Consider the following 22,166-nt stretch of genomic DNA (forward strand, 5'->3'; position numbering starts at 1 on the left):
TTCCCGCGTACATTTTTTATATAGTAGGAATAGTTAACAACTAACAGTTATCTCTATGGATCAGCAAAATAGTAATGAAGAGCAGAAGGGAAAAGAAAGAAAGTGGCCAACTGGTACGGGGATGGGTATGGGAATAGCAATTGGTGCAGGAATAGGAGCGGCGCTTGGAAATGTTGCGTTGGGTGTGGGAATTGGTGTTGCTATCGGTGCTGCTCTTGAGGCACAATGTGCTCAAAAAGACACAACCTCTCAAAAAAATATTCGTATCAACAGCATACTTATTGGCGTAGGAATCATCGTTTTTGGATTGCTTATAGGCAGTTATTTTATATTTATTCGATAGGTTTTTGTATCTATGGAAGATACAGTGACTTCAAAAGACGAACTCCAAGAAGGGTATACGTATACACTTTCAGCTGGTGTTGGGGAACATTTCGATCCAGAATTTAAGCCATCACTCACGCCTCAAGAGATGCTCGAGCTCGGTATTATGGGCGGGGCATATTTTTCTAACGCTGCTTTACAAGAATTTCCTGAAACATGGTACAGAAAGGCAAAACGTTCAAAAGATGGGTTGCAGCATAAAGAATTAAACTTTTTTAACGTTAGTGCTTCTCAGTCACGCAAAGAGTGGCAGAAAAAAGGATGGATAGACAAAGATGATCCGCGGGGGTGGATACAATGGTACTTTCGCTACTACTTAGGGAGGCGACTTCCAGAAATAGATGCACGTCAAATAAAGCGCTGGAAAGCATTTCGGCGACATGCTACACAAATACAAAGAAATTGTAAACCAAAAGATCTTGTATGCCGACCTCGTCAAAGGCAATCGTTATTGCACTGGGCGTACGACAGTAGGCGAATGTAAGAATATGTCCTTCAAAATAAAAACGCCTCTTCACGAGGCGTTTTTATTGATCTAGGCTACATTATTAATTGCTAGATATGTGCTGTGCTTATTTTTCTTTAAATGCACCATGTTTTTTATGTGGTTTTTCAAAACCAAGCCCTTTCATAATTTCGCGAGCTTCCTCATGGTCGCCTGCTTCACGCAGGTTGTGTGCTTCAACCATTTTGGCAAATCCTGCAGCGTCTACCTTACCTTCCATCGGAGTTCCAACTGATGCTGTTACCCAAGCATTGTAGTCGTTACTTTCAATTGCATTTCGTGCTTCTTCGCGATGTGCTTTTCGCTCTGCTTGCTTTGCAGCTCGCTCATCGGCTTCTTCTTGGGTGATACGTCCATCAGCAATTGCTTGAGCTATACGTTCTTGCTTACGAACGTCATGTGCTGCGCGCACGTCCTCTTTGCTGATCCCTGCAGCTTCTAAAATATCGCGTGGGTTTTCACCGTTTTGTATGCGATTTTTGAAGTCATCTACAGTAACCCCTAATAACTGTGCTGCGACTTCAGCATGACCTCCTTTTCTTTCACCACCAAAGCCTCCATTTTCGGCCGCTGAGGTAACACCTGCTCCAGCAGTGGTTACAAGCCCAAGGGCAAGCATACCAACTGCAATACTTTTTTTATCTATTTTCATGATGTGTTAATTAATTGTGTCTAGACTGAACAGAAACTAATGTGCTGCTCTATCTACTACTACACACGACACAGTGCAAATATTTCATTTTTAAAAACGCCCTGCTAGTGCAGGGCGTTTGAGACTTACGGTCTAGGAGGGAGATGCTTATATGATCGTTCTTGTTCAAGACCTTTATTACCTTTATTCTGACGGGGAATAAAAACACGGTCACTATTAACTGGACGTATGCCAATAGCTTCAATTACTCCATCCATTTCTTCTCCAATTAGAAGGATCATCATATTTTCTCTGAGACCAGAAGGAGGAATGCGAGTATCGTCGTGTATTGTTATCAAATAAGTAGAGCCATTACGTGCATTAAGTGTAAATGAATTATCGACATAGTTTTGGATTGTGCCTATGTGCATATTGTTTTGCTCACGAATCGCATCTCGATAGAAAGATCCCGCTAGGGGCACTTTATGCGCTTCGCTAAAGCGATACGCACGATCGTGTAGCGTTGATTGGCCTATGAGCACTCCTCCAATAACGAGTACAAATATACTACCGAGTATGGTGTGTATAAGGGGGCGGCGGTACACAAATTCAAAATGAGTACTTAAAAACTGGAGAAGCAAAAATACTACGAACACGAGTAACAAGAGTATCCAGGGAAGTGATAAAAACAGTGTAGCGATACCTTTTGGACCTAGATGCGTTAATGCAAACAAAGCGTTACTTCGAAAAACAAACGTAATGAAACTAATCAAATAAAGCGTCATACCGAAAGCGAGAATACTTCCTACTGCCCAAAGCGCTGTGCGCGCAAGAAAGTAGTAACGAGAGCGCATGGTTACTTCGTCGGCATGAATCGCGTTAAGTACGGTGTTACGTACGGCAGCGATTTGTTTTTTTGTTTTTTCGCTCATACTTAATTGGTTACATTATTATAAACATGTTTCATGCGTTCACGTCCTCGTGCAAGCCGTACGCCGACAGTCGCTTTGGGAATTTGCAAAATAGAAGCAATTTCTTCATAGTCCTTTTCTTCAAAATAAAAGAGAACGAGTACTTCGCGATATTTTGTAGATAGTTTATCGAGGCAGTGCTCCAATAGTTCGCGGTCTTGTTTTTGTTCATGAACATCTTCCATGGCGGGATCGGCAATTGCTAAGCCAAAAATAGTATCGGTATCGAAAAGAGTCACTTTCTCTTTGCTTTGTTTTCGAACAACGTTAATAAAAGTGTTGTGTGCTATGCGATATATCCACGGGGAGAATCTTTCGCTTGTTCGGAAACTTTGTATGTTTTTGTATGCTTTTATAAATACATCCTGCACTGCATCTTCACGGTCTTGGTAGTTATAGAGGAATTTGTTCGCGTATCGAGTTATCTTCTTGTCGTAGCGGTCAATCAAAATACCAAAAGCATCTTTGTTGCCCTGTTGCACTAATCCTGCGATATTTTCGTCACTATCTGATTCCGTTATATGCATACCTCTATACTACTGTTATTACACCTGTCTGGGTAGATATATTTCATTCTCACCTTTTTGCGAGGTCATGCGAACATCTCTACGTTATGTGCAAAACAAAAACAGTAAATCTCATAAACTGATACTATTACTAAATGGAAAGTGGCATAGAACAAGATAAAAAAGTAGAAAAGATAGTTGTTCCTGACGAAATATTCAATGCTTGGTTAGATTCGAACATTACTCACCCACAAGAATGGGTTGGGATTGTTGCAAAAACAGGAGAAGCGTTCTTTAAGAGTGATTTGTCGTTTGAGGATTTGGGAAGAGCTGAGCTAACAGAAGAGCAGATTGAAAAGGCAATGAGGCGTATGAACTCTGCGCATGGTGCAAAAGAAATTGTTCCATCAGAACTTGGAACAGACAGGGCCAAAAGGGTAGCGATGGTCGGTCTTTGGGAGGGTATAAAATACAGGATTTTCATGATATCTACAGGGTATATCAGTCACAGGCTGTATCATCAAGGATTGAACAGTATAGATATAATGAGTCGTGAAAAGTATGTAAGTACATGTGCTGCTTTTTTACAAGAAAATTTTGAGAAAAACCCAGAGATAAGAGACCAGGCGGCAAATTTTTTTAGAATATGGCAAAAAGGTTTGGAACTTGAGGAGATAAGAGATTTAGAAAAAGAGCGCCGTGACGGTTTCGATTACACTAATGTGGATTCAAGTGAACAGTATAGTAACAAACTCAATTCATTCGCTTTGGCAGACATTGTCAGAGACCTTTTGTTTAAATACATTGCAAAAGATAAGAGTATTGGTGTACCCGAGGAAGAGATGATGGATCTCTTTGAGGCTGTGGAAAGGCAGTTCTAATAATATAGCGATATAAAAATGCACCGTTCCGACTAGGTCGAATCGATGCATTTTGTTTTCCTGTTTTAGGGTAGATATATTTCATAAGTATAAATTTCTTGCTACAATCAGCGTACCTTTAGGAAATTATCATGAGTAGCGGCTAGGGATTCGGTCCGATAACCCGCTCGGCAACCAGTCAGTAAAAAAGACAAGGTGCCACTTCCGACCTCTTTTAAATAGGGGGATAGATAATGACTCACTAATTTTTTGGAGGTTTATTATTTAACCTCTAGAAACATGTACACAGCAGAATCTGTAGCAGTTGGGCACCCCGACAAAATCTGTGATCAAATCGCAGATGCACTATTAGACGAATATTTAACAAACGATGAAAATGCACGTTGTGCTATCGAGGTGGCAGGAGGGCACGGGACAATCTTTATCACCGGTGAGGTAAGTAGCTCGCATGCACTTAGTGATGATGAAGTTATAGCAATTACACAAAAAGTTTTAAGCTCATGTGGCGATACAGGAGATACAAAAGTACTGCCACACATAGCACAACAGTCACCAGAAATAGCCCAAGGAGTTGATACTGGCGGTGCTGGAGACCAAGGTGTCATGGTTGGGTACGCCTGTGATGAAAATGAGGCAATGATGCCTTTAGAGATGTATCTTGCACGAGAACTCGTACAAGCTATGGGGGAGCGCGATGGAAAGGCACAGGTAACCCTCGACGACGATAAACGCGTTGTTTCATTCATCACTTCAGTGTGTGGCGATTACACACCTGAAATTCAGCACGTTATCGATACAAAAATAGTTCCGTTACTTGCTAAAGGAGTTTCACTTGAAGGTGCGTGGATGAAAAATCCAAATGGTAAATGGAAAGTGGGCGGGTTCCATGCAGATGCTGGTCTTACCGGACGGAAAATTGTTGTTGATGCGTATGGGCCACGAGTCCCAGTTGGGGGCGGTGCTTTTTCTGGTAAAGATGCAACAAAAGTTGATCGTTCAGCAGCGTACATGGCACGCAAAATTGCGACAGATTATGTGAAAAAAGGTGCTCACGAAGCGACTGTGTATCTTGCCTACGCCATTGGACAGCCTACGCCTACAACGGCTGTTGCGATTGTAGACGGAAGAAAGGAAAAAGTAGAGGGGTACGACTTGCGTCCACAAGGAATTATCGAACAACTTGATTTACGAAAACCAAAGTTCCTCAACACTGCTCGTGATGGGCATTTTGGGCAGGGGAACGTGTGGGATATTTTTGAGTAGTTTGATATCTGCATTATTTTACTGAAACGAAAAGAATAAGGCCTTCCGTGCTTACGCATGGAAGGCCTTATGACGTCTCGTCTTTTTCGTCAGTCTGATTTTACAATCCACGTCGTCAAAACTGGTGCAAGAAATCCTGCCGCTAGTAGTGAAAGTGGAATAGCAGCATCGCTCAATGCTCCAATTGATCCACTTGAGTACCAGAGCAGTGCTTGGCAAGCAATCCCGAGAGCAAAAATGCACAGAATCACTCGGGCAGCATCTCGCACTTGTTCTCGTGTCCCAGTCATTGCGAGTACTGCGCCGAAAAAACTGACCAGCGCATAGACGAAACAAAAAGCGAGTAGAATTCCAACCTCACGAACCACAAGGTCTCGTGTGATATGGTACGCAACACTTGTAAATACAAGAGAGTAGATCAGCACCTTGCCGACGTCGGTTGCAATTGAGATTACCCAAAGCAAACGGCCTGTTTTCTCCATATCCATGTATTCACCCTTCCATAGTTGAGTGTTTTGAATGAAATCTGCACTACGTTCTGTTAGATACTATGTCTTAGAATAGAATATGTGTCAATAACAAAATCGCCCAGTTGGCAGTGCCAACTGGGCGACGAACTCATCCTTGTGTGAATGTTACGGGGAACAGGAACGATTCCTGTTCCCAAATGTTTTCCCAAGTAAGTTCACATTCGTCGGTGAGTGTAAAAAGCCACGGACTTCCTGGATTTTTGAATGATTCACCGTTTTTGTAGATTCGAACTCGAACAGCAACAAACGTACCGTAATGCTCGTTCCATCTTTCTAGTCTGACATGACAGTCGTCCGCAGAGTTTTGTTGCGTTGTATATCGCAACTCTACAGCATCGGTGCCATTGAATATGTTTGGTTCCCAAGTAGAGAGCCAATAATCGTTGTCATACACAGTGTCTGCAGGACCTTTTACGATCCTGCCTTCGCCTGCATACGCATACGCAGAAAAGAAGACGCACGCAGCAAAACTGAACAAAATCGATTTATTCCGCATCAGTATTCTCCATTCTTCCGAAAAAGCTAATTCTCCTATGATTCTGGGCCTATTTTTTTAATATGTCAACAATATAGTGTACAAATAAATTACCTGTGGAGAACTATGTTGTTATGGAACATATTTTCTATTAATATACGGTTTATAGAAAATTTATAGAAAATAATATGAATCTAACAAAAAAGCAAAACGAAGTTCTGGTCTACATACGCACACATACACAAGAGAAGGGGTACTCTCCCACGCTTGATGAAATAAGAAAGAAGTTTAAATTGGCTTCCGTATCAACTGCACACTACTATGTTGAAAGACTTAAAGATGCAGGGTACCTCACAAAGGAGGTTGGCTTAGCACGTGCAATAGAAATTACCGTTGATGATTTTCAGAATGGTTTGATTCCTAGTCCGATGGTTGCAGACAGTATTGCTATCCCCATTGTAGGAGCTGCTAACTGTGGAGCCGCTAGTCTTTTGGCTGAAGGGGATGTAGAGGGATATGTAAAAGTAACCAGATCGCTTTTACGAAGGCGGGACAACGTGTTTGCAGTACAAGCAGAAGGAGACTCAATGAATCTCGCGAGTATTGATGGTAAGAATATAGAAGAAGGCGACTACGTGTTAATAGATTTCCAAAATATTGATCCCAAAGATGGTGATTACGTGCTCTCTGTAATCGATGGATGTGCGAACTTGAAAAAGTTTTATCAAGATCCAAAGAGTGGAGCAATTGCACTCATACCTGAATCTGACAATGCAGAACATAAGCCAATTTTCATCTCAAGTGAAGACGACTTTATGATTAACGGAAAAATCATTGCGGTGGTTAAAAAGTAATATAGACACACATGAATGACAAAATAATAGACGATGTTCTTACATTTTGGTTTGAAGACGTGGGGGAAGAACAGTGGTTTAAGAAAGATTCTAAGCTCGATGCGACCATACAAGAGCGGTTTCAAGATGTATACGAGGATGTTTTGAATAGAGAAACCGAAAGTTGGAAGGAGACTCCAGAAGGGAGACTCGCGGAAATTATTGTACTCGACCAGTTTTCCCGAAACATATTTCGTAACGATGCAAGAAGCTTTAGTGGTGATGCACTAGCATTGCGTTTAGCCCAAGACGCTATTGCAGCAGGGGATGACAAGAAGATTCCGAAAGAACAGCGCGTTTTCTTCTACATGCCATATATGCATTCTGAATCTCCGGAGGTTCATGTGGAAGCATTAAGAATCTTTATTGAGTATGGGGATGAGAGTTATTTAGGATACGAAGTATCACATAAGGATATTATCGATCAGTTTGGACGCTACCCACATCGCAATGAAGTATTAGGTAGAGAATCAACTCTTGAAGAGTTGGAGTTCCTAAAAACGAATTCGGGGTTTTAGAAGAAATTACGTAATTAAATATGGAATTAATTATGTACTTTGGTACTATAATTTTTATGGAATCTCTAAAGCAAAAAGAGGCACGTTAGTTATAGAGATTGGAAGAAGTAAAAAGATTAGCTGAATATTTCATCCACCCACGCTTCTGTAAGATCTTCAATCTCAGCATTACCTTCAGTAAGTTGTTCTCGCTCCCACCGAGCTCCAAAAGAGGAATCCCAACCAGGTATGAACCATCCTTTCTTAATCAATCCAGTTTGAAGTAGAGGATGATAAAATTCTTCAAGAATTGGCATGTAGTATTTCCCTTTGTTAGTGGGGTCTGATTCTAACCAGCGATTGCGAAAGAAGAAAATCCGCTCTTCATACGGTACTTGGCTAAAAATAGGGCATCCATCTTTTTGGAGTTTTGTAATAGTTTCAGAAAAGACTTTAAAATTTGCTTCCAAGCTGCCTTTGCCGCCAGTACTTATTGGACCACACACAACTTCAGCTCCATTTTCAAATTTTTCTAGTTCTGCGATTGCGATGACAACAAGCTCTCCAAAGGAGTCTGTTTTTGAGCACTCTTCTATCAACCATGTACTGTCAGTTTTGTAATGCATATATGAGATATCAAGAATAACATCTGTGATTTTTTTGGAAATGAAGTGTATAGATTTCGATTCCTAAAACTATTTTCAACGAGTATTAGAAAAGCCGCCCTTCTGATAGATAATAGGGCGGCTTCTTTTTACAGTAGTTGCGTGAATGCACAGATTTGTTAAACGCGCCCCCTGTTCTTCTCATGCCGTCTATTGCACTGGTGCATATGAATTGCACCTATCTGATGAACAGTTAAGCCGAGTTCTGCAGATAGAGTCCTCTTTATCTCCAAAGCACTCCTTTCGTCAACATGTTCAACCGATGTCAATTTGCACCAGATCACTTCTTTGTCAGAAGCAGTTACCTTTCTTAGTTTTTGGGTGGTCATTGCGACTTTCCTCTGTTCAAGTTCAAACTAAATCGATAATATCATAATAAAAGAACACAAGCCATTCTATGATGAAATATAATAGGTAAAAGTTTCGAAAGAAATATTGGAAGTTTTCGAATCTTTGCAGGGCGGGAATCGACCACCAGTCACTAAGCTCACACTTCGCCTTGCAGGCTCGTGTTCACTAAGTGCTTTTGGTCTGGGCTCAGCCCTTCCTCGTGCCCCGCACGCGCAGCTCCGTCTTTCGATTCCCACGACTATTTCAACGAATATTAGAAAAACCGCCCATGAAGGACGGTTTTTCTAATATTAGTGGAGATGGCGGGAATCGAACCCGCGTCCAAAAGAGGAAGTGTTAGTGAATCTACGTTACGTAGTATTACCTTTGATTTAAACAGCGTACGTAAAGGAAATACACAATCATACGATGTCGATCTTCTTAAATTTGAAGCAGTATGCAAAGCGACACACTACTCGAGTCCGAAAAAATGACGCCTTCTATGCTCTATCGAACATCAAACACGAAGACGGTCGCTTAGACGTATTACGCGTAAGCGAAGCCGAAATCCTTCATCTGGAAAGGTGAAAGGATTCCGCGTGCAGTTTTATTTGCACTTATCGGGTTTGAACGTTTTTAGGAAGTCGCTCACTTCCATAACGCACACAAACACAACAATCTCTTTGTCGAAGCCGATCATCCCCCGAGCCCAATTGAAAAATCAATTAGGCTCGGTGGTTATCGGCTATTGTCAACGAACAGGGAAGTATATTACCCGCGTTTCATAGAACGCTCAATGGTAATCTTTGTCTCTCGTTCTTTGATGGTTTCGCGCTTATCTTGTTGTTTCTTTCCGCGCGCCAACCCAAACGAAAGTTTCAACTTCCTTTGTTTATTATACAATGAAATTGGCACTAGTGTCAAACCTTTGGCAACATCAGCGCCTGCAAGCTCTGCGAGTTCTTTTTTGGAGAGAAGTAGACGTCGAACTCGTTCAGGATCGTACGTATCTGGCGTATTATCTACCTGATATGGCTGTATGGTGGCTCCAACAAGAAAAGCCTCTCCACCACGCACTAAAACACGTGCGCCTCTTAAACTGGCACGTTTTGCGCGGACTGCCTTAACCTCGATACCAAGCAGCTCAATACCTGCCTCAAACTCTTTGAGAATTTCGAAATCAAAGCGTACTCGTTTGTTATCTACAAGAGACATAGGCACTACTATACACGTTCTTTTTATACCTGTCCTTTATTATAGTGCGTTCTTTACAGAGCTATGTTACAGTTTTCAACACTATGAATGCACAGAAAAAACCAATAAAAAAAGGACAGAAAAAAGGCCCGAATAAGGGAAAGGGGAAATCGGTAATACACAAAATGCAGCACCTACAACAAGGTAATTTTTGGGTGCAGCTAGTAATTACTATTGTAGTGTTTGCACTCTTGCTCTCAGCCTATTCTTCAGTAACGAGTTACTTTACTGAGAAGGAAGAAGTCTCTATCTCTCAGCTCGCAACTGATATAAATGAAGGGCTGGTAAGTGAGGTAGAAGTAAGTGGTGAAAATCTCGAAGTCACCTATGTACTTATTCCGACAGAAGGCGATGAGGAACCTTTAGCTGAAGAAGTTGTAAAGAAATCTAAGAAAGAGTCTGAAGCTTCATTTACTGAGACATTAGTAAACTACGGGGTAACACATGAAGCACTTTCTGCGGTGAGTATCACTATTGCAGACCCAAGTGGTTTCCGGTACTGGTTTTTAGCACTTGCACCACTGCTTATCCCGATAATCATAATAGTTCTTATTATCTGGTATCTCTCACGACAAGTGAAAGGTGGCGGAGGTGGTATGCAGGCGTTTACCTTTGGGCAAAGCAAAGCGCGAATGGTTGACCCAAACGACAAGCAGCAAAAAGTTTTGTTTAAGGATGTAGCAGGAGCAAAGGAAGCTAAAGAAGAATTGCTAGAAATTGTTGATTTCCTCAAGAGTCCAAAGAAATTTATTGAAATAGGAGCACGTATTCCTAAGGGGGTTATGCTTATGGGTGGGCCAGGAACAGGAAAAACACTTTTGGCACGTGCAGTGGCAGGAGAAGCAAACGTACCGTTTTTCACTATCTCAGGATCTGAATTCGTAGAAATGTTTGTCGGCGTAGGAGCAAGTCGTGTTCGAGATTTGTTTAAGGTAGCTAAAAAAGTAGCGCCGGCGATTGTCTTTATTGATGAAATCGATGCTGTCGGACGAGTGCGTGGCACTGGTGTTGGTGGTGGAAACGATGAACGAGAACAAACACTGAACCAAATTCTTGTTGAAATGGATGGGTTTGAACCAAACGAAAAAGTTATTGTAATGGCAGCAACTAACCGACCAGACGTTCTTGATCCAGCGCTGTTGCGCCCAGGACGTTTCGACCGTCGAGTGACTATTGACTTGCCCGACCGAGAAGGGCGTGAAGGGATCCTCGCAATTCACGCACGGAAAAAGCCGTTGCATGCTGATACTGATCTTACCGTTATTGCTGAGCGCACCCCTGGATTTTCAGGAGCTGACTTGGCAAACCTTATGAACGAAGCGGCAATTCTGGCTGCACGAGAGAGTCGGAAGGAAGTTACTCAGTATGACCTTATTCGCTCAATCGAAAAGGTAATGCTCGGCCCCGAACGAAAGAGTCATGTATTAAATAAGAAGGAAAAAGAAATTACTGCATATCATGAAGGTGGGCATGCGCTTGTTGCTTCAATACTTCCATACTCTGATCCAGTACATAAGATTTCTATCATTAGCCGAGGCCGTGCAGCTGGTTATACACTGAAACTTCCATTTGAAGATCGCAAGATGCAGTCAAAGAAAGAATTCCTTGACGACATAGCTGTTTCTCTCGGTGGATATATTGCAGAAAAGATGGTCTTTGACGATGTAACGACTGGTCCATCAAACGATTTGCAAGTCCTTACAAATCTTGCACGCAACATGGTGACGCGGTGGGGAATGTCAGAAAAAATTGGCACCGTTGCACTCGCAGGAAATAATGGAGAAGCACTATTTGGGGCGGGGGTACATGGGCGAGAATATTCAGAAAAGATATCCTCAGAAATTGATGCCGAAGTGAAGGATATTATCGACGAAGCACATAAACGTGCAACAGAAATTCTTACCGAACATCGCGATGTCCTTGATGCAATAGCTGCAACACTTATGGAAAAAGAAACGCTTGAACGCGGTGAATTTGAAGACCTGCTTCGAGAGCATAAGATTCCTATAAAACAGAAACAAGACATTGAACATTCAGGTGTATAATCAAGAGGTATGGAAGAGGGTGGAAAGAAACTCAGCAACATTGCTCCCGAAGTAGTCAAAAAAACTGAAGAGCCAGCTTTTGACGTTGCTATAGAAATTGCTCTTGGGCACGAACCAACTATTGCTGAGATAGAAACAATGGATAATCCATCAGAACAAGATGCGCAATTTGCGGAAAAGGTAGTGCGCATCAAAGATGACATACAAGCGTTCCTTCATGCAGTTGACACACGATTTGAGAAGGGAAAAGGATATCGTGCAAAGATTCGTGAGGCACTTCGCCTTATGCTAAAAGCGCATATCGAACAGTCAGACAGAGCCGATACTGGCTTACCATTTATCGCACACCCGCTTAGTGTAGCTCATGATGCGTTGCATATGATGGCAGACGAAAAAGATGATGCTGAGGCGCAATATGTTTGCATTGCAGCTCTTTTGCACGACTCTGTAGAAGATCAAGCACGACTGCTTGCACTCGAGAAGAAACTTGCTGCCTCACAAGGATGGAAAAACAAAGTGCCAGAAGAAATTGAACGTGATGGAGCATTTGGTGGCTTGGAATGGCTTTTTGATAGACGTGTTCGTTTTTTAGTCCAATCTCTCACGAGCCCCCTAAAAGAAAGCGATGATATGAGTCCTGAAGAGAGGAATAAGCAATATCAAAGATATATAGAGAGCATTTTTATTAACCAAGATAGTACTCCTTCAGTAATAAAATGGGCAGACCTCAAACAGAATGCACTCACTATTGGCTTAATTAGAGAACGTGCTGAGCGCACTCGAGATGAAGGCCAGACAGAATTCGCAGAGAAACTCGAGGGTACATATAAGAAACTTCGTATGAAATACGAACCAGTACTCGAAGCAGTAAAAAAATTCTTCCGAGAGCTCAGCGATCAACACCATCCATTGTATTCTGAGAGAGAAGATATTGTGTATTCGATAGATGAAGTTCTGAAAAAAGAGTATGCATAATACTTGAGATTTTCCTTCGAACACACTACTATTGACCCACTCCCACCCTTAGCTCAGTTGGTTAGAGCACCAAGCTTATATCTTGGCGGTCCTAGGTTCGAATCCTAGAGGGTGGACAAAAAGAAAACGACCGAGAACTCAGTTCTCGGTCGTCCTAAGAAGGTTTGCTATGGTTTTTGGATTTGCCATTCAAATCTGAAGCGCTGTTCAGGTTTTTCATGGTATCCAAACGGGCGAATCTTTTCACCACCATTGACTGCAATCATACTTTGTCTTGTCCATGGCTTTTTCACTAAGGTAACTAAACCCGAGCGAGGCTCAAGCCCGTAGAAGCGCGGTCCATTGATGCACAAGAACTCTTCGAGGTTGTCGAGTCTCCCTGCTTGTTCAAAGATTTGAGCATACAGTGGAATCATTGCGTGTGCGGTAAACATGCCACCCGCGCATCCACATGCACTTTCTTTTTTGTGCGTTGGGTGTGGAGCCGAGTCGGTACCAGCAAAAATATATGGTTTTCCACTGGTTCCCAACTCTCGCCATGCAAGCATTGCTTCTGCACGTTTCGGAATCGGATAGCACATCATATGTGGTTGAAAACCATCTTTGTGCAGATCTTGTCGACTGAACATCATGTGTTGGATAGTTACTGTACACACAAGTTTTTTAGGATCCCCGTGCTCTTCCATGAATTGCGCCATCTCCAATGACGTACCATGCTCAACAGATATCTTCAGTTGAGGGCGACGTTTTCGAAGTTCCATCAGTACGGGAATGAATCGGCGCTCGCGATCATAGATATCGATCTCTTTACCAGTGCTTTCGTCGACATTTGCTTCGGCGTGCAACGCGAGCGGCATGCCGATCTCTTCCATAATCTTTAGCGCTGGATGAAATGGAAGCTCCCAAGAGTTGATACCCTCTTTTGAGTTAGTTGTTGCTCCGCGTGGGTAGAATTTCATCGCTACCCACGCGCCACTTTCGAACCCTCTCCGCACATCGTCAGCAGATGTTTCCTCCGAGAGATAGCCGACCATCAGAGGTTCAAAGTTCTCTTTAGGCATGGCATCAAGAATTTCTTTCTTGTACGTTGTAGCAGCACTTGGTGTGATGATAGGAGGAATCGTATTAGGCATTACGATGCCGCCCCAGCATTGTCGAGCAGTGTATGGGGCAACTGCTTTGAGAATTGCTCCTTGCCGCACGTGTACGTGCCCTTCGAAAGGCAGGTGCTCTAGCGCATGTTGCATTTTATGTATTCCTTCTATTGTAATGAGCTCTCTTTCTAAGGCGACTTTACCAATAATTAGATGTTTAAACAAGAAAACGCCTTTTGTTCGTACTGAACAAAAGGCGTTTTAAAAGAACCAGAGTTTTAGGCGAGATCTCCCAATATGTCCTCAAAAACACGAGGGCCAAATTGGAAGAAGTGCGTACCAATTTGCACACCAGAGGCACCAGCGTTCAGATATTCACGCACGTCCACAGCAGATTGTATGCCGCCGACACCAATAATCCGGTGTTGAGGTAGTGCATCAACAAGTGATCGCACTTGCAATTTTGACCACTCTTTTATGGCTGGACCGCTTTTGCCACCTTCTGAAACACTCAGTATCTTTTCGCCATCGATTACAGTAGAAACTCCACCGAGTGTGTTACACGAAACAATTTCTTGTACGCTCGACACATGTTGCTTGAAGACATCAATCATCTCAAAATAGACACTCCCTTCGTTTTGCAGATCCAAAAACGGAGGAACTTTAACACTCAGAGGGTATCTTGAAGGGACGGAGTCCCTTACTTGTGAGATGATGGTTGACACTGCGACAGGGTCTTCTGCAACAATGCGTTCTCGTTTTCCATTCTTCCATTTGTTCGGGCACGAAATATTTATTTCGATACCGTCTGCAAAACCAGCAGCACATGCAGCAAGTATTTGCCAATCATCATTGCTTTGCGTAGCCGCAATACTGACGATTAGCTTCTTTGGCGTGTTTCCTGCATGCACGATGTTGGCGATTTGTGCACCATTTTTCTTGTAATACGCAATTCCTGGAGAGGGAAGACCTCGAGCATTCAATGCGTAGCTACCATCTGGCGAAACCCAGAAGGTATTACCTTCGTTTCCGCTACGTTGTTCTCTCGTAATCGAACCGAGCACCAAATGTGTTATCGGTGCTTGGGAGAGTTTCTGCACCTCCTCGACACGCTTCACATCTCCAGCTGAGTTGCCGATTCTTAGTTTTGAAAGATCCATTTCTTACTCCTTGGTTGGAAACTTTTCTATTGTGCACAGTACCCTAAGGTATATATACATTCAAGCAGTTAGAATGAAATAATTGTAAGAGATATGCGTTTAAAGCGTCTTAGGTAGTACATATTATAAAGACATTTTTTATGCTTAGAAAATTTATACCATCTCTCATGCTTATTGTTGCTTTGGCAGTGCCAGCTACAAGTTATGCCATGACCCAAGATGAGCTTCGTACAAAGATTCAAGAGCTAGTGCGGTTAGTTTCTTCACTTCAAGCTCAAATTAACGCAACTGAACGAGAGGCTGTGGTTGTGACTGATTTCACTTCGTGTGTTTCAGCAGGTAATCCTGTTATGGAATCATATCCCCGACAATGTGCTCACAATGGAAGAACTTTTGTGGAAGTTATTGTTGAAGAGCCAATTACACCTGTGTTGATATGTCCTAGTTTTTCACACAACATGCGATTAGGGTCCTCAGGCACCAATGTCGCAACACTACAGCGATTTCTACAATCAGCTGGTGTGTATACCTATCCAGTTATAACAGGGTATTACGGAAGCATTACTCAAGCAGCAGTACAGCGATTTCAAGAGGAGCATGGCGTAGTAAGTTTTGGTTCGCCTGCAACTACTGGCTATGGATCGGTGGGACCTGCAACTCGCGCAGCGATAACTCGATTGTGTAGCGGCACACCATTACCTGAACCGGTGGCGTGCACAATGGAGTATGCGCCGGTATGTGGAAAGTATCCTGGCATGTGCATTGACACTATCGACGGTAGCGGAGGATGCTACGAAGGAGCAACGAAAACATTCGGCAACTCATGTCAATTGAAAGCAGCATCAGCAGAATTTCTTTACACGGGAGAGTGTCGTGTAGATACTAAGAAGCCAGAAAATCCTAGAAGTGCACCAAATAATTGTCGCGTATGGAATGATGGGTGTAATACGTGCACACGTGCGTACGAAGGAGGTCCTCTTGCGTGTACAAAACGTATGTGTTTTTGGGAAGGGGTAGCAAAATGTGAATCATACTTCGATTCTATAGGGCCAAGCGTTTCGTTTTCTGCCTCGCCAACTTCGGGCAATGCACCACTGCGCGTTTCGTTTAGTGCACCAGGTGGATATAGCTGTGCAGACGGACCAGATTATGAAATAGACTATGGTGATGGAACGCGAGAGAGTACACCAATATGTAGCTCGGGGCAACATACGCTAACGCATACATATACACAAACTGGAACGTATACCGCAACGCTCTATAGTATTCCTTCTGGATTTGGTACTGGCGATCGTACTCCACGAGTTGCAGGGACCAAGACAATTATTGTGAACTACTAAACGTATCCCCGAAGTGGTTTTGTTCTAAAGGCGCGAAACGTATATTATAAGGCTATGAAAACGCGTTTTATCTTTGCGGCTATTTTTCTTGGTGCAGTGCTTATAACTACGCCCCACACCGTTGAAGCACAAACGGCTGACCAATTACGTCAGCAAATTGCGAATCTCCTTGCGCAAATTAGCGCACTCCAAGCACAGTTAACACCAGCTAACCCTTTAGGGCCCACAGCTCCTGTTGTTAACGTACCAGTGATTGCCAACACGAATGCGACGTTCCAGTACAGCGGGTGCCCAAATTTACAATTTAATCTTGAACGAGGCGATAGAGATGCACAGAGTGCAGTAGAAGTTACGATGCTCCAACGCTTTCTTTCACAAGATAGACAAATATATCCAGAAGGGGAGATAACTGGCTACTTTGGACCTGCGACCGAACGAGCTGTCCAACGTTTTCAGGTTCGACACGGTATTGTTACTCAGGGTGATTATGCCTCAACTGGATATGGAAGGGTGGGTCCTCGAACACGATGGGCGGTTAAAAATTCGTGTGGTGCTGTTGGCCCGGTAACAGATACTCATGCGTTCACCGTCACTCCTATACAAGGACCGATTGATTTAGAGGTATCAGCCACTTTTGAGTTTACTGGTTTAGCGTGTACGTCATACGAGCTCGATTGGGGAGATGGAAGTGTGAAAGAAACCCAGCAAGGACAGGGCTTAGCTGGTTGTTCAACTGATGTAGTACGTGTTGAAAAAGAACACACGTACGCAACTCCTGGGACATATATTGTAACGTTGCGCTTGGGTAGTGGCTCACTACAGACGCTACCTGTTATCGGCAGACTCACGGTAACTGCGCAAGAAAAAAACACGGGTAATTTCCCAATAGATCCCAACGCAAAAGCGTACATTACATTTTCGGATACACAGGGGTCTGCACCGTTTGCTGCAGGTTTGATTTTACGCTCAGACGCACCCCTTTCGTGTACGTCATACGAGATTGACTGGGGTGATGGCTCAGCCAGAGCAAAAAAAGAAGCGGGTAATTCGGAGTGTTTGAATAGCAGTGGCTTCTCTAGAGAGTTTCGACATACATACGAGAATGCTGGTGTCTACACGGTGCGAGTGCAAGCTGGGCGCGGCAGCCTTTCAAGCTTGCCGGTCATTGAGCAGCGGGTAAATGTGCACAGTACGCGAACGGGTACTGATAGCTCATGTTTCATTGAGCCAAACACCGGGGTAGCACCACACACAGTGCGAGCACGCATACTACTTGGTGGAGGTCTTTGTGATGGAAACCTTACGTATGTTGTAGATTGGGGAGATTTTTCTAAAAGCAGTCCACGAACCTGTGTAGATCAAAATTATCATTACGAAGAACTCGTGCATACATACATAAGTCCTGCAGTGTACACAGCTCGACTCGAGCAGTCACACCCGAATGCTTTCTTTGATGAAGAAGTGTGTACGGTGAACGTATCTGCTTCAAACAACAACACCTCAAATAACGCGGTTACTAACTCATGCCAAAGTTGGACTGATGGATGTAACACATGTGCCCGAAATTATATTGGAGGGGCAGCCGCATGTACAGAACGATATTGTTTACAAAAAGGGTCACCACAGTGTTATCAGTATTTTGACACCAGTGTTTCGGACGCAAGCAACGACACATTGCAATTTAGAATTCTCAGCAGAACATCGCGCACCGTTGAGTTTACTGCGCTGATAAACACAGCACGGAGTTGTGACGGTGGTTTATATACACTGTACTTCGGGGATACACAGAAATCACCGCAGCCATTTCCTGCTGATGCGTGTTCGTCATTCGAGCGAGAAATAACGTACAAGTACCCTCAAGATGGGACCTACACCGCAGTCCTCGAGAGAGATGGTGTTGTCATTGAGCAGGTAACAGTAACGATAGGGAATACGAGTAGCGCAGCAAAAGAGAATATGGCATCTGTCCTTATCGCGATTGAGAATTTTATTCGTGGTTTATTTAAATAGTATGTCACGACGTCTTATCATCCCCGCATTATTAATAGCAGCAGCAATAGTAGCTCCTGGTATTTCAAATGCGGTCACTAATGATGACTTAAAAAACCAGATTGCAAATCTACTTAAACAGGTGCAAGTACTGCAACAGCAACTGCAAGTAGTTGAGAATTCAGGTTCTACGAGTTCTGTTGTACCTATTACATATACCAGCAGCACACCAACAGCAACTGGTTCATGTGCGAGCATCGCGTACAATTTAAACAAAGGCGATGAGAATGATGAGGTACGAAAGTTACAACTATTTTTAGCACAAGACCCGAGCGTCTATCCAGACGCAATTGTGAGTGGATACTTTGGCTCGCTTACACAAAGGGCAGTACAAGCATGGCAAGCAAAGCACGGCATTGTGTCTGGTGGAACTCCTGCAACAACGGGGTATGGGTCGGTTGGGCCAAAAACACGAAGTGCAATGGCGAGTCTCTGTAACGGAGGTTCTGTCACATCAAGTTCTGCGATCGCACGGAGTCTTGTGGTAACACCAGAAGTTGGACCAGTACCACTACAGGTGACAGCAACATTTTCATTAAACGGCTCATCCTGCTCATCATACTATTTAGACTGGGGTGATGGCACACAACCGCTTTTGTTTGATGCAGGCAATACTGCGTGCACAAACGATATTGCGCATAAACGAGCGACACATACCTATGTCCGTTCTGGTGTTCACCAGATCACATTACGTGCCGGACAAGGGCCGCTTTCAAGAGCGGGAGTTGCAGGACAAACATTTGTATCAGTTGGTAGTACCATTACAACCGGCTTGGCACTGAGTCCATCTACAGGTTCTGTGCCGTTTACGACCAGCATTACATTTCCAGTGAAGGGCTCTACCTGTACTTCATACGAAGCAGATTGGGGAGATGGTACAGTGGATAGATTCGAACCATCAAGTTTTACTAATTGTGTACAAGATACGGGCACACAATCACTAACACATACATACAACAACGCAGGAACATACAAAGTTGAGTTTAAAACTGGTAACGCGCGCCTTTCTCAACTTCCCGTAACAGGAAGGTGGGACGTGCTCGTCGATAATACTATTAGCGCAGATGCTTCTTTGAAGATAGAACCAACATCAGGAATAGCACCACTTGCTGTAAAGGTGACCTTAGCCGGATACAGTGAGGCATGTACTTCATATTTGATTGATTGGGGAGATGGAACACAGCCAGAATTCTATGACGGAGATTTTGAAAACTGTGAAGGGTTTAGATTCCAAAAACTGTTTACTCACGCATATACAACACCAGGTACATACACTATACGAACTAAAGTGGGTACGCGCACCGCATTGGCCAACATACCGTTCAATAGTCAATCAATTATCGTGGGTTCACTTGGTACTGTGGAAGCAACATGTGTATATCCTAATACTCCAGTATGTGGAGAGATAGTGTTTTCGTGCCCGATAGGGTATACGTGCGACCAGTCATACCAAACGTTTTCAAACCGCTGTGAAATGGAGTCCGCAAATGCGACTTTCGTAAAACAGGGGCGCTGTGACTTCTAAATTATTCCATGTGGAGGTCTTTCAGGTGTAGTACTATACGTTCTGCAATGCCTTCATGATTTGCGAGAGTCGGGTCACTTTCTACAAGAACAGCTGCCTCGTTTCGTGCAGCTTCAACCATTTTGATATTTTGTAGTGCTTCCATGCCTAAGTCGGAAACACCCCATTGTTGTGTGCCAGCAAGTTGCCCTGCGCCACGCAGTTTAAGATCTTCTTCTGCCAACAAAAATCCGTCTGATGCCTTTTCAAGTGCTCGTAGACGGGTAATAGATGTTTGCGTCTTACTATCAGTAAAGAGGTAACAGTAGGGCTGATAACTAGAGCGCTGCACGCGGCCTCGTAATTGATGTAGTTGCGATAGACCAAACCGCTCAGCGCCTTCGATGATAATCATCGTTGCGTTTGGTACATTCACTCCAACTTCTACTACAGATGTGGCTACTAGTACATCAATATCGCCAGCTTCAAACGCTTGCATTACCTCGTCCTTTTCTTTCGGTGTCATTTTTCCATGCAGAATGTCTACCTTGTACTCTTTGAGAGGTCCGTCTTGTAAACGTTTTGCCTCAGCTCGTACCGACTTCACTCGCAGTGCGAGTGCTTTGTCGGGATCTGGCTCCTCAATACGAGGGCAAATCACGTACATTTGTCTTCCGCTCATTAGTTCGCTCCGAACACCTGTGTATACATCTTCTCGTTTACTTGGGGGAACCACTTTTGTTTGTATTGTTTTCCTGCCTTTAGGACGCTCATCAAGAACAGACAGATCGAGATCTCCGTAGATTGTAAGGGAGAGTGTACGTGGGATAGGTGTCGCAGTCATCGAAAGTAAGTGCGGGGCGGAGCCATCTTTTTGTGCGAGTTTCTTGCGTTGCTGTGTGCCAAAGCGGTGCTGCTCATCAATAACAACGTAGGCAAGGTTCTCAAATTGTACCGTTTTTTGGATGAGTGCATGAGTCCCAACAACAATTGGAATTTCACCGTTCGCTACCCATTTTGAAAGCTGCGCCCGAGATATTTTTGTTGCTTCTTTTGGATTAACTTTTGAAGGAAACTTCTGACACCCACTCCCAGTAATGAGACCTATAGGGATAGAAGAGTGTTCAAAGGCTTCAATGAGACCTGCGAATTGTTGTTTAGCAAGAATTTCGGTTGGAACCATATAGGCAACTTGTGGTTTGGCATACTTCTTTTCTTCAATTGCGCCGCGAGCTATCGCATACATAGTTGCGGCTGCAACAGTTGTTTTGCCAGACCCAACATCTCCTTCAAGAAGGCGTGACATCGGATACGATTTCTTAAAGTCCTTCATGATGTCTTTTATAGATTTCTTCTGTGCGTTGGTTGGTGTGTACGGAAGTGCATCGAGATAGCTTTCGAGAGCATCTTCGTTTGCTGTGACGTGCGGAGCTTTTAACTCCTGTGTATCGTGGCGATTTTTTTGGTGGGCCACTTGAATAAGAAATACTTCTTCAAACGAAAACCGTTTACGCGCTGCACTGGCATCGCGAGTATTTTGAGGAGTATGCACCCACACAAGAGCAGATGCGATAGTTGGGAGCTTATATTTTTTCAGTATTTCTTCAGGTATTAAATCAGAAATATGTTCGTGTACGCCGCTTTCGAGTATCTTGTGCACTGCATGGTATATCCATCGACTACTAACTCCACGACTCTCTGGGTACACAGGAAATAGCTCATTACTGAGCGTTTCGTTATCAAATACAGCAGGAAGGTTAGGCATTGCTTCAACTGTTGGATTTGCAAAGTATAGTTTTCCGGTGCCTGTAGGTTTGCCAGTTACTTTTACAAACTTAGCGTGTTCAAACATTTTGGCAGCGTATGGTTGGTTGAACCATTTTAAACCAATGCTACCTGTTGCGTCAGTTAGCGTCCCTTCCACCATATAGCGTTTCGTTTTCCAGGCGAGTTTCTTTTCGAGGTTCATCAGCTCGCCGTACACAGTAACTGTTTCGTTGGGAACTACATCAATAATGCGTCGGGCAGCTCCTACGTCTTCGTAGCGACTAGGAAAGTGAAAGAGTAGGTCTTGCACAGTGTGAATTCCGAGTTTCTCAAGTGCTGCTTTCTGTGTCTTTATAAGACGGAAGTGCTGTGTAAGTTCGTCCTGTGGTTGCATCAGATAAGTATACTATGTTGCCAGTGTCTTTTTATATTAGAAACACTTATCAA

General features: G+C 43.4%; 21 protein-coding genes, 1 tRNA gene, 1 other RNA gene and 1 riboswitch. Of the genes, 12 read left to right on the forward strand and 11 right to left on the reverse strand.

What is annotated here, in order from left to right; all coding sequences use genetic code 11:
* Positions 1-55: 55 nt before the first annotated feature.
* Positions 56-343 (forward strand): hypothetical protein, encoded by a 288-nt coding sequence (locus JXR01_03220; protein ID QSH39730.1) that lies wholly within the window; start codon positions 56-58, stop codon positions 341-343.
* Positions 344-355: 12 nt separating this feature from the next.
* Positions 356-868: a hypothetical protein gene (locus JXR01_03225; protein ID QSH39289.1), complete on the forward strand. Its 513-nt coding sequence runs from the start codon at positions 356-358 to the stop codon at positions 866-868.
* Positions 869-956: 88 nt separating this feature from the next.
* Here JXR01_03225 and JXR01_03230 read toward each other — a convergent pair whose 3' ends face one another.
* From JXR01_03230 to JXR01_03240, 3 genes are all read right to left on the reverse strand, one after another.
* Positions 957-1,541, reverse strand: a complete 585-nt coding sequence (locus JXR01_03230) for a hypothetical protein (GenBank protein ID QSH39290.1) — start codon at positions 1,539-1,541, stop codon at positions 957-959.
* A gap of 125 nt (positions 1,542-1,666) precedes the next feature.
* Positions 1,667-2,452, reverse strand: a complete 786-nt coding sequence (locus JXR01_03235) for a hypothetical protein (GenBank protein ID QSH39291.1) — start codon at positions 2,450-2,452, stop codon at positions 1,667-1,669.
* Positions 2,453-2,454: 2 nt separating this feature from the next.
* The gene (locus JXR01_03240) at positions 2,455-3,018 is read right to left on the reverse strand and encodes an RNA polymerase sigma factor (protein QSH39292.1); all 564 of its coding nucleotides are present in this window, start codon (positions 3,016-3,018) and stop codon (positions 2,455-2,457) included.
* Positions 3,019-3,152: 134 nt separating this feature from the next.
* Between JXR01_03240 and JXR01_03245 the strand changes: the two genes are divergently transcribed.
* Together JXR01_03245 and JXR01_03250 are read left to right on the forward strand one after the other, a co-directional pair.
* Positions 3,153-3,878: a hypothetical protein gene (locus JXR01_03245; GenBank protein QSH39293.1), complete on the forward strand. Its 726-nt coding sequence runs from the start codon at positions 3,153-3,155 to the stop codon at positions 3,876-3,878.
* A 123-nt stretch (positions 3,879-4,001) separates the two neighbouring features.
* Positions 4,002-4,115, forward strand: a riboswitch (SAM riboswitch).
* 42 nt (positions 4,116-4,157) lie between these two features.
* The gene (locus JXR01_03250; GenBank protein QSH39294.1) at positions 4,158-5,141 is read left to right on the forward strand and encodes a methionine adenosyltransferase domain-containing protein; all 984 of its coding nucleotides are present in this window, start codon (positions 4,158-4,160) and stop codon (positions 5,139-5,141) included.
* Positions 5,142-5,230: 89 nt separating this feature from the next.
* Here JXR01_03250 and JXR01_03255 read toward each other — a convergent pair whose 3' ends face one another.
* A complete protein-coding gene (locus JXR01_03255; GenBank protein QSH39295.1) occupies positions 5,231-5,623 on the reverse strand; it encodes a DUF4084 domain-containing protein in 393 nt (130 codons plus the stop codon).
* A 136-nt stretch (positions 5,624-5,759) separates the two neighbouring features.
* Positions 5,760-6,167, reverse strand: a complete 408-nt coding sequence (locus tag JXR01_03260; protein QSH39296.1) for a hypothetical protein — start codon at positions 6,165-6,167, stop codon at positions 5,760-5,762.
* Positions 6,168-6,334: 167 nt separating this feature from the next.
* On the opposite strand from JXR01_03260, the gene lexA reads away from it, so the two are divergent.
* Both lexA and JXR01_03270 read left to right on the forward strand, forming a co-directional pair.
* Positions 6,335-7,000: a repressor LexA gene (gene lexA, locus JXR01_03265; protein ID QSH39297.1), complete on the forward strand. Its 666-nt coding sequence runs from the start codon at positions 6,335-6,337 to the stop codon at positions 6,998-7,000.
* Between the two features lie 11 nt (positions 7,001-7,011).
* Positions 7,012-7,557 carry a DUF924 domain-containing protein gene (locus tag JXR01_03270; protein QSH39298.1) on the forward strand — a complete coding sequence of 182 codons (546 nt, stop codon included), beginning with the start codon at positions 7,012-7,014 and terminating at the stop codon, positions 7,555-7,557.
* Positions 7,558-7,673: 116 nt separating this feature from the next.
* Here JXR01_03270 and JXR01_03275 read toward each other — a convergent pair whose 3' ends face one another.
* From JXR01_03275 to smpB, 3 genes are all read right to left on the reverse strand, one after another.
* A complete protein-coding gene (locus JXR01_03275; GenBank protein QSH39299.1) occupies positions 7,674-8,162 on the reverse strand; it encodes a hypothetical protein in 489 nt (162 codons plus the stop codon).
* Positions 8,163-8,843: 681 nt separating this feature from the next.
* Positions 8,844-9,235: a transfer-messenger RNA gene (gene ssrA / locus JXR01_03280) on the reverse strand.
* Positions 9,236-9,302: 67 nt separating this feature from the next.
* Complete coding sequence (gene smpB, locus JXR01_03285) at positions 9,303-9,746, reverse strand: SsrA-binding protein SmpB (GenBank protein ID QSH39300.1); 444 nt, start codon at positions 9,744-9,746, stop codon at positions 9,303-9,305.
* 164 nt (positions 9,747-9,910) lie between these two features.
* On the opposite strand from smpB, the gene ftsH reads away from it, so the two are divergent.
* The 3 genes from ftsH to JXR01_03300 all read left to right on the forward strand — a co-directional run bounded on the left by ftsH (position 9,911) and on the right by JXR01_03300 (position 12,921).
* Positions 9,911-11,830: an ATP-dependent zinc metalloprotease FtsH gene (gene ftsH, locus JXR01_03290; protein QSH39729.1), complete on the forward strand. Its 1,920-nt coding sequence runs from the start codon at positions 9,911-9,913 to the stop codon at positions 11,828-11,830.
* A 9-nt stretch (positions 11,831-11,839) separates the two neighbouring features.
* The gene (locus JXR01_03295; GenBank protein ID QSH39301.1) at positions 11,840-12,805 is read left to right on the forward strand and encodes a hypothetical protein; all 966 of its coding nucleotides are present in this window, start codon (positions 11,840-11,842) and stop codon (positions 12,803-12,805) included.
* Positions 12,806-12,847: 42 nt separating this feature from the next.
* Positions 12,848-12,921: transfer RNA gene (locus tag JXR01_03300), tRNA-Ile, on the forward strand.
* A 51-nt stretch (positions 12,922-12,972) separates the two neighbouring features.
* Here the strand turns inward: JXR01_03300 and pyrC are convergent.
* Positions 12,973-14,124 carry a dihydroorotase gene (gene pyrC, locus JXR01_03305; GenBank protein ID QSH39302.1) on the reverse strand — a complete coding sequence of 384 codons (1,152 nt, stop codon included), beginning with the start codon at positions 14,122-14,124 and terminating at the stop codon, positions 12,973-12,975.
* Positions 14,125-14,177: 53 nt separating this feature from the next.
* Positions 14,178-15,059 (reverse strand): hypothetical protein, encoded by an 882-nt coding sequence (locus tag JXR01_03310; protein ID QSH39303.1) that lies wholly within the window; start codon positions 15,057-15,059, stop codon positions 14,178-14,180.
* A gap of 140 nt (positions 15,060-15,199) precedes the next feature.
* Between JXR01_03310 and JXR01_03315 the strand changes: the two genes are divergently transcribed.
* From JXR01_03315 to JXR01_03325, 3 genes are read left to right on the forward strand one after another with little or no spacing between them, the layout of a single operon-like run.
* Positions 15,200-16,399: a peptidoglycan-binding protein gene (locus tag JXR01_03315; protein ID QSH39304.1), complete on the forward strand. Its 1,200-nt coding sequence runs from the start codon at positions 15,200-15,202 to the stop codon at positions 16,397-16,399.
* A gap of 54 nt (positions 16,400-16,453) precedes the next feature.
* Entirely contained in the window at positions 16,454-18,409 is a 1,956-nt protein-coding gene (locus tag JXR01_03320) for a peptidoglycan-binding protein (GenBank protein QSH39305.1), read from the forward strand.
* Between the two features lies 1 nt (position 18,410).
* A complete protein-coding gene (locus tag JXR01_03325; protein QSH39306.1) occupies positions 18,411-19,973 on the forward strand; it encodes a hypothetical protein in 1,563 nt (520 codons plus the stop codon).
* A 1-nt stretch (position 19,974) separates the two neighbouring features.
* On the opposite strand, the gene recG is transcribed toward JXR01_03325, so the two are convergent.
* Positions 19,975-22,113, reverse strand: a complete 2,139-nt coding sequence (recG, locus tag JXR01_03330) for an ATP-dependent DNA helicase RecG (GenBank protein QSH39307.1) — start codon at positions 22,111-22,113, stop codon at positions 19,975-19,977.
* Positions 22,114-22,166 lie beyond the last annotated feature (53 nt).

It is taken from the genome of Candidatus Kaiserbacteria bacterium, assembly GCA_017134395.1.
In the GTDB taxonomy this organism is placed as follows: domain Bacteria; phylum Patescibacteriota; class Minisyncoccia; order Phycocordibacterales; family UBA2100; genus UBA2100.

Coding starts and splice junctions, on each gene's coding strand:
- JXR01_03220 (QSH39730.1), top strand. CDS start 56: ATGGATCAGCAAAATAGTAATGAAGAGCAGAAGGGAAAAGAAAGAAAG.
- JXR01_03225 (QSH39289.1), top strand. CDS start 356: ATGGAAGATACAGTGACTTCAAAAGACGAACTCCAAGAAGGGTATACG.
- JXR01_03230 (QSH39290.1), bottom strand. CDS start 1,541: ATGAAAATAGATAAAAAAAGTATTGCAGTTGGTATGCTTGCCCTTGGG.
- JXR01_03235 (QSH39291.1), bottom strand. CDS start 2,452: ATGAGCGAAAAAACAAAAAAACAAATCGCTGCCGTACGTAACACCGTA.
- JXR01_03240 (QSH39292.1), bottom strand. CDS start 3,018: ATGCATATAACGGAATCAGATAGTGACGAAAATATCGCAGGATTAGTG.
- JXR01_03245 (QSH39293.1), top strand. CDS start 3,153: ATGGAAAGTGGCATAGAACAAGATAAAAAAGTAGAAAAGATAGTTGTT.
- JXR01_03250 (QSH39294.1), top strand. CDS start 4,158: ATGTACACAGCAGAATCTGTAGCAGTTGGGCACCCCGACAAAATCTGT.
- JXR01_03255 (QSH39295.1), bottom strand. CDS start 5,623: ATGGAGAAAACAGGCCGTTTGCTTTGGGTAATCTCAATTGCAACCGAC.
- JXR01_03260 (QSH39296.1), bottom strand. CDS start 6,167: ATGCGGAATAAATCGATTTTGTTCAGTTTTGCTGCGTGCGTCTTCTTT.
- lexA (QSH39297.1), top strand. CDS start 6,335: ATGAATCTAACAAAAAAGCAAAACGAAGTTCTGGTCTACATACGCACA.
- JXR01_03270 (QSH39298.1), top strand. CDS start 7,012: ATGAATGACAAAATAATAGACGATGTTCTTACATTTTGGTTTGAAGAC.
- JXR01_03275 (QSH39299.1), bottom strand. CDS start 8,162: ATGCATTACAAAACTGACAGTACATGGTTGATAGAAGAGTGCTCAAAA.
- smpB (QSH39300.1), bottom strand. CDS start 9,746: ATGTCTCTTGTAGATAACAAACGAGTACGCTTTGATTTCGAAATTCTC.
- ftsH (QSH39729.1), top strand. CDS start 9,911: ATGCAGCACCTACAACAAGGTAATTTTTGGGTGCAGCTAGTAATTACT.
- JXR01_03295 (QSH39301.1), top strand. CDS start 11,840: ATGGAAGAGGGTGGAAAGAAACTCAGCAACATTGCTCCCGAAGTAGTC.
- JXR01_03310 (QSH39303.1), bottom strand. CDS start 15,059: ATGGATCTTTCAAAACTAAGAATCGGCAACTCAGCTGGAGATGTGAAG.
- JXR01_03315 (QSH39304.1), top strand. CDS start 15,200: ATGCTTAGAAAATTTATACCATCTCTCATGCTTATTGTTGCTTTGGCA.
- JXR01_03320 (QSH39305.1), top strand. CDS start 16,454: ATGAAAACGCGTTTTATCTTTGCGGCTATTTTTCTTGGTGCAGTGCTT.
- JXR01_03325 (QSH39306.1), top strand. CDS start 18,411: ATGTCACGACGTCTTATCATCCCCGCATTATTAATAGCAGCAGCAATA.
- recG (QSH39307.1), bottom strand. CDS start 22,113: ATGCAACCACAGGACGAACTTACACAGCACTTCCGTCTTATAAAGACA.